The organism is Longimicrobiaceae bacterium, from assembly GCA_035936415.1.
In the GTDB taxonomy this organism is placed as follows: domain Bacteria; phylum Gemmatimonadota; class Gemmatimonadetes; order Longimicrobiales; family Longimicrobiaceae; genus JAFAYN01.
Genome location: DASYWD010000617.1, coordinates 1 through 12,861, shown reverse-complemented (window position 1 = coordinate 12,861; position 12,861 = coordinate 1). Strand labels below are relative to the sequence as shown.

Annotated in this window: 13 protein-coding genes; 11 read left to right on the top strand and 2 right to left on the bottom strand. The window is 73.3% G+C overall.

The annotated features are described in order from the left end of the window. The 7 genes from VGR37_24710 to VGR37_24680 form a co-directional block, all read left to right on the top strand. The coding region (locus VGR37_24710) for an alpha/beta hydrolase (GenBank protein ID HEV2150623.1) at window positions 1-1,434 on the top strand (1,434 nt) is incomplete at its 5' end. Next, the gene (locus tag VGR37_24705) at window positions 1,431-2,234 is read left to right on the top strand and encodes a CPBP family intramembrane glutamic endopeptidase (GenBank protein ID HEV2150622.1); all 804 of its coding nucleotides are present in this window, start codon (window positions 1,431-1,433) and stop codon (window positions 2,232-2,234) included. The genes VGR37_24710 and VGR37_24705, both read left to right, overlap by 4 nt. 103 nt (window positions 2,235-2,337) lie before the next feature. Beyond that, entirely contained in the window at window positions 2,338-3,504 is a 1,167-nt protein-coding gene (locus tag VGR37_24700; GenBank protein HEV2150621.1) for a cystathionine beta-lyase, read from the top strand. Window positions 3,505-3,819: 315 nt separating this feature from the next. Continuing rightward, window positions 3,820-5,484: an asparagine synthase B gene (gene asnB, locus VGR37_24695; GenBank protein ID HEV2150620.1), complete on the top strand. Its 1,665-nt coding sequence runs from the start codon at window positions 3,820-3,822 to the stop codon at window positions 5,482-5,484. 139 nt (window positions 5,485-5,623) lie between these two features. Next, window positions 5,624-7,306 carry an energy-dependent translational throttle protein EttA gene (gene ettA / locus VGR37_24690; protein ID HEV2150619.1) on the top strand — a complete coding sequence of 561 codons (1,683 nt, stop codon included), beginning with the start codon at window positions 5,624-5,626 and terminating at the stop codon, window positions 7,304-7,306. 161 nt (window positions 7,307-7,467) lie between these two features. Further along, a complete protein-coding gene (locus VGR37_24685) occupies window positions 7,468-8,055 on the top strand; it encodes a hypothetical protein (protein HEV2150618.1) in 588 nt (195 codons plus the stop codon). 4 nt (window positions 8,056-8,059) lie between these two features. Then, window positions 8,060-8,749: an ERCC4 domain-containing protein gene (locus VGR37_24680; protein HEV2150617.1), complete on the top strand. Its 690-nt coding sequence runs from the start codon at window positions 8,060-8,062 to the stop codon at window positions 8,747-8,749. A 35-nt stretch (window positions 8,750-8,784) separates the two neighbouring features. Here the strand turns inward: VGR37_24680 and VGR37_24675 are convergent, their stop codons facing one another. Further along, entirely contained in the window at window positions 8,785-9,408 is a 624-nt protein-coding gene (locus tag VGR37_24675; protein HEV2150616.1) for a septal ring lytic transglycosylase RlpA family protein, read from the bottom strand. 173 nt (window positions 9,409-9,581) lie between these two features. Between VGR37_24675 and VGR37_24670 the strand changes: the two genes are divergently transcribed. Together VGR37_24670 and VGR37_24665 are read left to right on the top strand one after the other, a co-directional pair. After that, entirely contained in the window at window positions 9,582-10,931 is a 1,350-nt protein-coding gene (locus VGR37_24670) for a hypothetical protein (GenBank protein ID HEV2150615.1), read from the top strand. 162 nt (window positions 10,932-11,093) lie between these two features. Beyond that, window positions 11,094-11,441 (top strand): hypothetical protein, encoded by a 348-nt coding sequence (locus tag VGR37_24665; protein ID HEV2150614.1) that lies wholly within the window; start codon window positions 11,094-11,096, stop codon window positions 11,439-11,441. Window position 11,442: 1 nt separating this feature from the next. Here the strand turns inward: VGR37_24665 and VGR37_24660 are convergent, their stop codons facing one another. After that, a complete protein-coding gene (locus VGR37_24660) occupies window positions 11,443-11,844 on the bottom strand; it encodes a response regulator (protein HEV2150613.1) in 402 nt (133 codons plus the stop codon). A 142-nt stretch (window positions 11,845-11,986) separates the two neighbouring features. On the opposite strand from VGR37_24660, the gene VGR37_24655 reads away from it, so the two are divergent. After that, window positions 11,987-12,364, top strand: coding sequence for a DUF3565 domain-containing protein (locus VGR37_24655; GenBank protein ID HEV2150612.1), 378 nt, complete (start codon window positions 11,987-11,989; stop codon window positions 12,362-12,364). Next, the gene (locus VGR37_24650; GenBank protein ID HEV2150611.1) at window positions 12,361-12,648 is read left to right on the top strand and encodes a thioredoxin family protein; all 288 of its coding nucleotides are present in this window, start codon (window positions 12,361-12,363) and stop codon (window positions 12,646-12,648) included. Before VGR37_24655 ends, VGR37_24650 begins: the two co-directional genes overlap by 4 nt. Window positions 12,649-12,861: the final 213 nt, after the last annotated feature.

Below are 12,861 nucleotides of genomic sequence, written 5' to 3'. Positions count from 1 at the left end.
CCGCAGCGCCTGGAGGCGGAGCTGGCGACCCGCATGCCGGTGCTGCGGCAGCGCGTAGACGCGGAGCTGGCGGCGGACGCCACGGTGCCCCGCATGCGCTTCACGGTCCTCCCCGGGCGGGCCGGCGACGCGGAGCCGGTGGCGAGCGGGACCGCCACATTCCGGGGGGACAGCGCCCTGGTGGAGGTCCGCGGCCCGACCGCCGCGCCCCTGCAGCGGTTCGCGCCGGGGGAGGGGGCGCTGCCGTACGTCAACCTTTCCGTGGCGATGCTGGAGCAGGTCGTCCGCCGGGCGCGCGCGGTGGGGGGGCGCGAGGTGCGGGTGCCCGTGCTCAGCCTGTCGGGCGGGAGCGCCTTCACCGCCCGGGTGGCCTTCCCGGCGGCCGACTCCGCGATCGTGGAGGTCGGCGGGGTGGCGCTGCGCTTCGCGGCGGACGCCTCCGGGCGGCTGCTGGGCGGGTGCGTCCCCTCGCAGGGAATCACCATGGAGCGCGCGGGGCGGCCCACGGAGTGCGCCCGGCCGGAGACCGACTATTCCGCGCCCGCGGGGGCGCCGTACCGCGCCGAGGAGGTGACGCTCCGCACGCCTTCCGGCGTGACGCTGGCGGGCACGCTGACGGTCCCCACGGGCGCGCGGGGGCGGGTGCCGGCGGTGCTCCTCCTCAGCGGCTCGGGGCCGCAGGACCGGGACGAGTCCCTCCCGGGCCTCGCCGGGTATCGCCCCTTCCGGCAGGTCGCCGACACGCTGGGCCGGCGCGGCATCGCCGTGCTGCGGCTGGACGACCGGGGGGTGGGCGGATCCGGCGGGAGCGTCGGCGCCACCACCCTGGCGGAGTTCGCGGACGACGCCCGGGCCGCCCTCGCCTTCCTGCGCGCCCGGCCGGAGGTGGACCCCCGCCGGGTGGGGATCCTGGGGCACAGCGAGGGCGGCCTCGTGGGGCCCATGGTCGCGGTGGAGGACCGGTCGCTGCGCGCCCTGGTGCTGGTCGCCGCGCCCGCGCGCACCGGGCGGGAGCTGGTGGAGTACCAGAGCCGCTTCGCGATCGAGACGGACAGCACGCTCGCCCCGCACCTCGATTCGCTCCTGCCGCTGGCCGCCGCGCAGCGGGACTCGCTGGCGGCGTCGAGCCGCTGGTTCGGGTCGCTGATGGCGCACGACCCGCTTCCCTTCGCCCGGCGGCTGCGCGTCCCGGTGCTGGTGCTCCAGGGGGAGACGGACCGCCAGGTCCCCGCCGCCGAGGCGGACGCGCTCGCCGCCGCGATCCGGGCGGGCGGCAACCGCGACGTCACCGTGCGGCGGCTCCCGGACGTGAACCACCTGCTGGTGCGCGACCCGGACGGAGACGTGCGCGGCTACGCCGCCCTCCCCTCGAAGGCGGTCGCCCCCGAGGTGCTGGGCGTCCTGGCGGACTGGCTGGCGGTGAAGCTCCGGTGAGCGAGCCCACGGAGACGCGGACGTACGGGCGGCGCTTCGGCGCGCTCTTCGCTGCGGGGCTCGTGGGGATCCTCGCGCTGATCCCCACCCTCCCGGAGATGCTGCGCGCCGCGCCCATCCCGGCGGAGGCGCGGGAGGTGCTCCCGCCCATGCCGGTGATGGTGCTCCTCTCGCTGATCCAGCCGACGCTGCTCATGGCGGGCGCGGTGGCGCTGGGGCTCGCGCTGGCGCCGCGCCTGGGGCTGCGCTCCCACCTGGCGGAGAGCGCCGCCGGGGAGGCCCCGGGGCTGCGCGCGCTCCGGAGCGAGCTCCCCGCCGCCGTCGCCCTGGGGCTCGCGGCGGACCTGCTGGTGGTCGGGCTGGAGCTCGCGGTCTTCCGCCCCTGGATGGGCGAGGCCGGGAGGGCGCTCTCGGAGGGAGGAGAGCGCACCCTGACGGTGACGCTCGCCGGGGTCCTCTACGGGGGGATCACCGAGGAGCTGATGATGCGGTGGGGGGTGATGTCGCTCCTGGCGTGGGCCGCCTGGAAGCTGTTCCGGCGCGGGCGGGGGGAGCCGGGCGCGGCCGTCATGTGGACCGCCATCCTGCTCGCCGCGGTCCTCTTCGGCGCCGGGCACCTGGGCGCGGTCTCGGCCGTCGCGCCGCTCACGGCCGCCGTCGTCACGCGCACCGTGGTGCTGAACGCCATCGCGGGGATCGCCTTCGGCTGGCTCTTCTGGCGCCGCAGCCTTGAGGCGGCCATGGTCGCGCACATGAGCGGGCACGTGGTGTTCACCCTCGCCTCGTGGGCGCTGGCCTGAGCCCGGTGGGGAGGGGGCGGCACGGGAGGCTGCGGTCCGCCTCGCCTGAGCGTATCTTCACGCGCATCCCGTGTCCCCACCCCCTGGCCCGCTTCGACCGCAGATGAAACACTGGACGACCAGGCTGATCCACTCCGACGCGCAGCCGGCCGAAGGCTTCCGGTCGCTGGTCACGCCGGTGTTCCGGGGCTCGACCACCGTGTTCCCCCGCGCCGCGGACGTGACGTACGACTGGCGGCACGAGGCGGGATACACGTACGGCCTGTACGGCACGCCGACCACGCGTGAGCTGGCGGCGCGGGTCGCCGAGCTGGAGGGGGGGGAGCACACCTTCGTCACCCCGGGCGGCCAGGCGGCGATCACGCTCATCGCCTTCGCCTTCACCGGCGCGGGGGACCACGTGCTGATCCCCGACAGCGTGTACGGCCCCACCCGGCAGCTGGCGGACGACGTGCTGCGCCGGTTCGGCGTCGACCCCGAGTACTACCCCCCGCTCGCCGGCGCCGAGCTGGAGGCGCGGATGCGGCCGACCACGCGGCTGGTCTGGTGCGAGAGCCCGGGCTCGGTCACCATGGAGGTGCAGGACGTCCCGGCCATCGCGGAGGTGGCGCACCGGCACGGCGCCGTCGTCGCGCTCGACAACACGTACTCGGCCGGCGTCTACTTCGACGCCTTCGCCCACGGCGTCGACGTCACGATGCAGGCGCTCACCAAGTACGTCGGCGGGCACAGCGACCTGCTCCTGGGCTCCGTGACGGTGCGGACCGCCGCGGCGTACGAGCGGCTGGGCGTCGTGCACGACCGGCTCGGGCTGGCCGTGTCCCCCGACGACTGCTACCTCGCGCTCCGCGGGATGCAGACGCTCGGCGTCCGCCTCGCGGCGCAGGAGCGGAGCGCGCTCGCCGTAGCCCGGTGGCTCGGAGCGCGCGGCGCGGTGGCGTCGGTGCTGCACCCGGCGCTCCCGTCCTGCCCCGGGCACGCCGTCTGGAAGCGCGACTTCACGGGCTCGACGAGCGTGTTCTCGATCGTCTTCGCCGAGGGGACCGCGCGCGAAGCCATCCTCGCGTTCGTGGACGCCCTCGCGCTGTTCAGGATCGGGTTCAGCTGGGGCGGGGTGCACAGCCTCGCCCTCCCCTGGCACGACCTGGAGCGGACGCACGGGACCCCCTACGGCGACCGCCTGGTGCGGTTCAACGTCGGGCTGGAGGACACGGACGACCTCGTCGCGGACCTCGACCAGGCGCTGACCCGGGCCGGTCTCGCCGGCTAACGTCCGGAGGAGGTCGGAGCGGCACCCGCCGCCCGGTCACGTCACGTCACCGTTGACCCCGGCGAGGGTAGGCGGCTATAGTGGTACGACCGCGTCCGGAACGAACGACCCGAATCGCCCAATGACCGCGCTCTTCCGCAATCGCAACCGCAATCGCAATCCGCTCTCCCCGGGGAGTCGCGGCTGGGGTTGTCCGTCGCCATAGCGGAACGACGCACCCGGAAGCCGAAGCGGCTCCTCGATCTTCGAGGGGCCGCTTTTTTGTCGCCGTCACCCGCCGGGGGCGGCCCACCCCACCACGCCGGAGCGTCCCTCATGTGCTCGATCCTCGGAATCCTGGACGTCAAGAGCGAGCCGACGGTGCTGCGCGCCCGCGCGCTCCGCCTCAGCAGGCTGCAGCGGCACCGCGGCCCCGACTGGTCCGGGATCTACGCGTCCGACGACGCGATCCTGGCGCACGAGCGCCTCGCCATCGTCGACGTGCTGCACGGCGCGCAGCCGCTGCTGGGCGAGGGCGGGGCGCACGTGCTGGCGGTGAACGGGGAGATCTACAACCACCGGGAGCTCCGCGCCGGGCTCCGGGAGCCCTACCCGTTCCGGACGGAGTCGGACTGCGAGGTGATCCTGGCGCTGTACCGCGAGCGGGGCGCGGACTTCCTGGACGCGCTGAACGGAATCTTCGCCTTCGTGCTCTGGGACGCGGAGCGGCGGCGCTACCTCGTCGCCCGCGACCACCTGGGGATCGTGCCGCTGTACACCGGCCGCGACGAGGAGGGGAACCTGTACGTGGCCTCGGAGATGAAGGCGCTCGTCCCCGTGTGCCGCACCGTGGAGGAGTTCCCCCCGGGCCACGTGCTGGACAGCGAGGTGGGAGAGCCGCGCCGCTGGTACCGCCGCGCCTGGCGGGAGTACGAGGCGGTGCACGGCGGCCCGGCGGATCCGGCCGCGCTGCGCGAGGCGCTGGAGGCGAGCGTGCGGCGCCAGCTCATGACCGACGTCCCCTACGGCGTCCTCCTTTCCGGAGGGCTGGACTCGTCCATCATCGCCGCCGCGGCGAAGCGGTTCGCCGGCCGGCGGGTGGAGGAGGAGGGACGCAGCCCCGCCTGGTGGCCGCAGCTCCACTCCTTCGCCACCGGGCTGGAGGGGGCGCCGGACCTGCGCGCGGCCCGGGACGCGGCGGAGCACATCGGCACGGTGCACCACGAGTTCCACTTCACGGTGCAGGAAGGGCTGGACGCCCTCTCCGACGTGATCCACCACCTGGAGACGTACGACGTCACCACCGTGCGCGCCGCGACGCCCATGTACCTGATGGCCCGCCGCATCCGCGCCATGGGGATCAAGATGGTGCTCTCCGGCGAGGGCGCAGACGAGATCTTCGGGGGCTACCTGTACTTCCACCGGGCGCCGGACGCGCGGTCGTTCCACGCCGAGACGGTGCGCAAGCTGGACCGGCTGCACCTGTACGACTGCCTGCGCGCCAACAAGGCCATGGCCGCCTGGGGCGTGGAGGCGCGCGTTCCGTTCCTGGACCGGGAGTTCCTCGACGCGGCCATGGGCATCGACCCGGCGGCCAAGATGGCCGGGCCCGGGCGCATGGAGAAGCACGTGCTGCGCGAAGCGTTCGCGGACGCGCTCCCGGCCTCCGTCGCCTGGCGGCAGAAGGAGCAGTTCTCGGACGGGGTGGGCTACGGGTGGATCGACTCGCTGCGCGCCCACGCCGAGGCGCAGGTGAGCGACCGCGAGCTGGCCGGCGCGCGCTACCGCTTCCCCCACAACACGCCGGCCACCCGGGAGGCGTACTTCTACCGCTCGCTCTTCGCCGAGCACTTCCCGCTGGACGCCTGCGCCGAGTGCGTGCCGGGCGGCCCCTCGGTGGCGTGCAGCACGCCGGAGGCGCTGGCGTGGGACGCCTCGCTTGCCGCGGTGACGGACCCGTCCGGGCGGGCGGTGCGGGGGGTGCACGTGAGCGCGTACTGAGCCCAGCCGCTCCGGTCCCGCCTCTCCGCGCCTCGCCGCAAGCGCTTTTCCGTGATATCTTTCTCGCCTCGGCGCACCGCCCCCGGGCGCGGCGGCGAGCACGATTCATCCATGACTTCACCTCGGGAGAAGCCATCGCATGGCCGGACCGGAATTCATCTACGTAATGAAGGACCTCCGCAAGGTGGTCCCCCCCAACCGCGAGATCCTCAAGGGGATCTGGCTCTCGTTCTACCCCGGCGCCAAGATCGGCGTGGTGGGCCCCAACGGCTCCGGGAAGTCGTCGCTCCTGCGGATCATGGCCGGGGTCGACAAGGACTTCAACGGCGAGGCGTGGCCCGCCGAGGGGACCCGCATCGGCTACCTCCCGCAGGAGCCGGAGCTGGACCCGGCGCTGGACGTCCGCGGCAACGTGGAGGAGGCGGTGAAGCACCAGCGCGAGCTGATGCGCCGCTTCGACGAGATCAACATGAAGTTCGCGGAGCCCATGTCGGACGACGAGATGACGGCTCTGATCGACGAGCAGGCGCGGGTGCAGGACCAGATCGACGCGGAGAACCTCTGGGACCTGGACCGCAAGATCGAGATCGCCATGGACGCGCTCCGCCTCCCGCCGCCGGACGCGCGGGTGGAGAACCTCTCCGGCGGCGAGAAGCGCCGCGTGGCGCTCTGCCGGGTGCTGCTGGAGGAGCCGGACATGCTCCTGCTGGACGAGCCCACCAACCACCTGGACGCCGAGTCGGTGGCCTGGCTGGAGCACCACCTCGCCGAGTTCAAGGGCACCATCGTCGCCATCACGCACGACCGGTACTTCCTGGACAACGTGGCCCAGTGGATCCTGGAGCTGGACCGCGGCGAGGGGATCCCCTGGAAGGGGAACTACACCTCGTGGCTGGAGCAGAAGCAGGAGCGGCTGCGCAAGGAGGAGAAGCAGGCGTCCTCCCGCCAGCGCACGCTGGAGCGCGAGCTGGAGTGGGTGCGCATGGCCCCCCGCGCGCGGCAGGCCAAGAGCAAGGCCCGCCTGGGCGCCTACGAGCAGATGCTGGGCGAGGACCCGCGCGAGAAGCTGAACCGCGCCGAGATCGTGATCCCCAACGGGCCGCGCCTGGGCGACGAGGTGGTGGTGGCCGAGAACCTCGCCAAGGGGTTCGGCGACCGCCTGCTCATCGACGGCCTCTCCTTCCGGCTCCCGCGCGGCGGGATCGTGGGCGTCGTCGGGCCCAACGGGGCGGGGAAGACCACGCTGTTCCGGATGATCACGGGGCAGGAGGAGCCGGACGGCGGCGCGCTGAGGGTGGGCTCCACGGTGGAGCTGGCCTACGTGGACCAGAGCCGCGACACGCTGCACGGCGAGAAGACGGCGTACCAGGAGATCTCCGGCGGGGCCGACGTGATCAAGCTGGGCCGCGGCGAGGTGAACGCCCGCGCCTACTGCTCCTGGTTCGGCTTCAAGGGGAGCGACCAGCAGAAGCTGGTGAAGCACCTTTCCGGCGGCGAGCGGAACCGCGTCCACATGGCGAAGACGCTGCAGAAGGGCGGCAACCTGATCCTGCTCGACGAGCCGTCCAACGACCTGGACGTGGACACGCTCCGGGCGCTGGAGGACGCGCTCCTGGAGTTCGCCGGGTGCGCGGTGGTGATCTCGCACGACCGGTGGTTCCTGGACCGGATCTGCACGCACATCCTGGCCTTCGAGGGGGAGAGCGAGGTGCGCTTCTTCGAGGGGAACTACCAGGAGTACGAGGCCGACCGGAAGAAGCGCCTGGGCGCCGAGGCCGACCAGCCGCACCGGATCAAGTACCGGAAGCTGGTGCGGGCGTAGCCGGAAGACGAGTCGGGGGACGGAGCGGGGGAGGGTGCCGGGGCGGCTCCCTCCCCCGTTTCGCGAGTTTGCCGGAGATTTCCCGGGCGGCTACCTTCCCGCCCTCCATCCGCGCCGAGCCCGCCTGGCGCGCCCGCTCTCCACCCGGACCCCGCACCGGAATGGACTTCCCACTCCAGCTCAGCTTCAAGGTCGTCGCGATCTCTCCGCAGATCACCGTGACCGACGCCTCCGGGCGCCTCCTCTTCTACGTGAAGCAGAAGGCGTTCAAGCTCAAGGAGGCGGTGACGGTGTTCGCGGACCCGGAGCAGACCCGTCCGCTCTTCCGCATCGCCGCCGACCGCGTGCTCGACATCTCCGCCCAGTACCACATCGAGGATGCCGCCGGCGCCCCGCTCGGCCTGCTGCAGCGCCGGGGGATGCGCTCGCTCTGGCGGGCGCACTACGAGATCCACCGCGGCGGCGGGCCCATCCTCGCGATCCACGAGGAGAACCCCTGGGTGAAGGTGATCGACGGGCTCCTGGGCGAGGTGCCCATCCTGGGAATGCTCACCGGGTACTTCTTCCACCCCGCGTACCGGGTGGCCCGCGCGGTCGACGACGCGCCCGTGCTGCGCGCCGTGAAGCAGCCGGCGTTCTTCGAGGGGCGCTACACCATCGAGCGCGTCGGCGAGCTGAGCGAGAGCGACGAGACGCTCGCGGTGCTGAGCGTGCTGATGATGCTGCTGCTGGAGCGCCAGCGCGGGTAGGCGCATGCCCGAGCCCTCTTCGCCCCCGGAGCGGCGCCTCCTGATCCGCGCCGACATGCGCGAGAAGAGCTCCCGCGTGGTCGCCTTCCTCGGCGAGCTCCCGGACGTGGAGCTGGAGTTCGCCGCGCTCCCGAGCGCCGACTACGTCCTCTCGGACGCGGTCGCGGTCGAGCGCAAGGAGGCCGGAGACTTCGCCGCTTCCATCATGGACCGGAGGCTCTTCGGCCAGGCCGCGAAGATGAAGGCGGAGTTCGAGCGCCCCGTCTTCCTCATCGAAGGCGACCTCTCGGCCATCCGCAGCGCGATCCATCCGGATGCCCTGCGCGGCGCTCTCTCCTTCCTCGTGGTGCTGGAGGGGATCACCGTGCTCCAGACTTCCAGCGCGGAAGAAACCGCCGCCCTCCTGCGCACCCTGGCCCGCCACGCCCAGGAGGGACTCGGCTACACGGTGAACCTGCGCGGGTCGAAGCCCCGGGGGGCGAGCCTCTACGCGGAGTACCTGGTCGAAGGCCTGCCGGGGGTGGGCCGCCGCCGGGCGCGGCAGCTGCTGGAGCACTTCGGCACCCCGGCAGCCGTGATGCGTGCCTCGCCGGAAGAGCTCGGACAGGTGCCCGGGATCGGAGAAAAGAGCGCGCGCCAGATCTGGGACGCGCTCAACACGCCCTACGAGCCCGCCGCGGAGGGTCCCGCCTGACCGGCGCGCCTCCGGCCGGGCCCCCGCGCGACCTCCTACGAGGTGCGCGGCAGCCCCTCGCCCCACTCCAGCACCTCCACGCGGACGGGGGCGCGCCCGGCGGCGGTGTAGTTGAGGCTCTCCGCGGCCCGGCGGGACAGGTCGATGATGGTCCCCCGCGAGGCCGCCCGGGCGCCGTGCGGACCGCGGTCCACCACGCGCACGTTCACGGAGCGGTCGTTGCGCAGGTTGGTCACCCGCAGCAGGGTCCCGAAGGGGAAGGCGCGGTGCGCCGCCACCATCTGGTTCTGCCGGAAGGGGATCCCGCTCGCGGTGCGGCGCCCCTCGAAGGCGTCGGCGTAGAAGGTGGCCTCGCCGCTCACCGTACGGAGCACCCGCTCCGGGAGCCGCTCGCGGAGGCGCTTCGGGACCTCCTCCGGGTTGGCGTCCGCGCTCGGCCGGGGCTCGGGGGCGGGGGTCTCGCGGAGCACGGCGTACTCCTGCTTCAGCCGGTCGATCGTCTCGGGCGAGAGCGCCATCTGGCTCGCGGGCGCCTGCGCCGGCTGCACCGCCACCTGCCCGGCGTCCGCCGGGGCCTCGGGCGCGCGGTCCGGTGTGCACGCGGTCGCCGCGGCGGCGAGGAGCGCGAGACAGGCCGTGGCCGTCTTCGTAGCGTTCATGGTCGGTTCCGGGATTTCTGTCACCTCCGTTCGAAAGGGAACCGTTCGTGGAAGGCCCCTGCGGGGCGCTCGTAAGTGATTGTTACTCTGTAGGATACAAGTTCTGTTCCGGCGGTGCGGGCTCGGCTGCCGCACCCCGCCCTCCGCCCTCCGCCCACCCGGCACGGAAGAGCATGCTGGTCGACTGGCAGACGCTGCAGGACCTGGGGATCCTCCAGCCCGGGGGAGAGCAGACCGGCGTGTTCGGGTGGGCGAACTTCACCCTCACGCAGGGCGGCGAGCAGCGGCTCAAGGAGCGCTTCCGTCACCCGCTCTCCGGGGCCGGGGAGCTGCGCGACACCCAGGCCGCCGTGCGGTTCCTGGTGGACCACGACGCGCTCTGCGAGCCCGTGCTGGTCGGGAGCGCGTGGCTCGCCGTGGAGAAGTACGCCCGCACCCCACGGGCCGCGGCCGACCACCCCAACCGGCTCTTCCGGTGGCTGGACAGCTGGTGGATGCGCTCGCTGCACCGCGACGCCTTCGACCAGATCCGCGCCGGCCTCGCCATCTCGCAGACCATGGTCCGCCTCGCGGCAGAGATGCTGGAGGCGCTCGCCCCGCTGGAGCCGCCGCCGCTGCTGGATGCATGGGCCGCCGGAGTGCGCGCCCACCTCGCCGCCCCGGAGCTCCGGCTGCTCGCGGAGGGGAAGCCGGTGCACCGGCGCTCGCCCGCCGCCCTCCTCGCCGCGGACCACGCCCTCCGCTCGGAGTCGTTCGCCCCGCTCGCGGCGCTCGCGAAGGCGGTCTACGAGCTGGACGCGCTCTGCTCGCTGGCCCGCGCGACGCGGGAGCGGTGGCTGCACATGCCGGAGGTGCTGGACGAAGGGCCGCCCCGGGTGGAGGCGGAGGGCCTCTACCATCCGAGGGTGGAGCACGCCGTGGGCAACCCGCTGCGGATCGGGCCGGACGCGCGGCTGCTCTTCCTAACCGGCCCGAACATGGCCGGGAAGTCCACCTACCTGAAGGCGGCGGGGATCGCCGTCTTCCTGGCGCAACTCGGGATGGGGGTGCCGGCGGCGCGCTTCCGATGGACCCCGTTCGGCTGCCTGTTCAGCGGGATCAACACCACCGACAACGTCCGCCTGGGGCAGAGCTACTTCTTCCGCGAGGTGCGGCGGGTGCGGGAGGCCGCCACGGTCCTGGTGCGCGGCACGCCCTCGTTCGTGCTCTTCGACGAGCTGTTCAAGGGGACCAACCTCAAGGACGCCTCCGACGCATGCCTTGCCGTGCTCTCCGGCTTCGCCGCCGCCGGGCACAGCGCCTTCCTGGTCGCCTCGCACCTGGCGGAGCTGGCCGAGCGCATCGAGCCGCTGGAAGGGGCGGCGTTCGCCCACTTCGGCGCGGAGGTGCGCGACGGCGAGCCGGTCTTTCCGTACCTCCTCCGCCCCGGCGTGTCGGACCAGCGCCTGGGGATGCTGATCCTGCGGCAGGAGCGGGTGCTGGAGATGCTGGACCGCCTGCGCGTCCCCCCGGTGCCGGAGTAGGCTCCCGCGACGGGGCGGTATCGACACGGCGGCGGAGCGCGCGTAGAATCAGGTGCCGCAGTGCTGGCGGCGGGCGGACGGCTGGGAGGCGTGCGGCCACTTCGGGCCGTGACGAGGGTTGTCTTCTCCCCGCGACCGGGGACGGATGCACGCGGAGGGAGCTTGGAGTACCAGACCAGGGTGAAGCTGTTCGTGGAGGACGCGCCCACGGAGTGGATCTCCGGGGCCATCGTCTGCCTCTACGACCGCGACCGGATCTCGCGCGACGACCACCTGGGGACCGACGTCACCGACATGTACGGCGAGGCGACGTTCCGGTTCACCGAGGACCAGTTCCTGGACGTGGACGACCGGCTGGGCGGCTCGCTTCCGGAGCTGTACGTGACGGTGTACGACACGGACGGTCGATGCGTGCTCTCCACCCGGCTGAACGCCGTGCCCAACGCCGTGCCCGAGCTGATCCGCGTCCCCGTGGCACGGGAGCTCGCGGAGGCGCACGGCCTGCTCTGAGCTACGTGGCGGTTCCCCCGCTCGGCTCGGGGGTGGGCTGCAGCGCTTCCCGGACCGTCCGCACCAGCTCGGCCGGGTCGAAGGGCTTGGGGACGAAGGCGGCGGGGGCGACGTCCAGCCCGTAGCTGGCGTCGGGGTCGGCCAGGATCCCCGAGGCGAGCAGGACCGGGATCCGCGGGAACCGCCGCGACATCTCCCAGATCAGCTCCCGACCTCCCATCCGCGGCATCACCGCGTCCGAGACCACCAGGTCCACGTCGCCGCCGCGGCGCTCGAGGAGCGCGAGCGCCTCCACCCCGTCCTCGGCCTCGAGGACGTCGAAGCCCTCGCGGGTGAGCGCGGCGCGGCATACGTCCCGCATCTCCGGCTCGTCGTCCACCACCAGGATCGTGCGCTGCATCATCGTGTGCGCCTTCTCGTGCGACCGGGCGACCGCTGCCGGACGGGCCCGGCGCGATCGGAATGGGCTGCGGCGCGCCGGAGGGAGCCGCAGCTGCGGAAACTCTTGGAAGGTGCTCCATCTGGCAAGAAGCACACCCGTGCGCATGCCATCCGTTCCCCTCGCGCCGCGGCCCCGGACAGGCGGCTGCGCCCGCGCCCGGCGCGTACGGCTGCCCGATGCCCGGAAGTGCTTTCCGGGTCGAAGCTCCTCGTTCCGTTTCCTTCCCACCCTGGAGGCCCCGATTCCTCGCCACCGCCCTCCCGCCATCCCCCGGCGCATCCGCGGCTTCCACCTCGACGACGAGGGACACTGGGTGGCGGAGCTGGAATGCGGCCACGCGCAGCACGTGCGGCACGACCCGCCCTGGCAGGTGCGGCCCTGGGTCGTCACCGCCGAGGGACGCGCCGGGTTCGTCGGCCGGACGCTGGGGTGCGTGGAGTGCGCCGGGGCGGACCCCGAAACGACCGAGGGAGGCTCATGAAGCTGCTGTACTTCCGCGCGGAATGGTGCGGCGTCTGCCGGGAGAAGGGTCCCGTGGTGGAGGAGGCCGCCCGCTCGCTGGGGCTGCCGCTGGAGGTGCTCGACTGGGACGAGGAGCGCGGGCGCGCCGAGGCGGAAGCGCGGCGGATCCGCACCGTCCCCACCCTAGCGCTGGTTCACGGCGACCGCGTCCCCTTCCAGCTGGTGGGGCGGATGATCACCCCGGAGAACGTGGCGCACTTCGTGGCCCGCGTGCGGCCGGCGGGCGGACCGCCCGCTCCCTGACGGGCGCGTCCGGCGCGGCAACGCACCCGTTGCGCCCGCCTCGCCGGACGCGCAGCTTGCGGGTGGACCCCGGCCAGGAGCCGCCATGCCCATCCCCGAAGAGATTGCCCGCGGCCTCTCCGCCGCGCACGAGGAAGCCCTCCGCGTGGGCGACAGCCCGCTCCGCGCCGACCGCCTGGCCGACCGGATCGCCGGCCTCGCCCGAACCGCCAC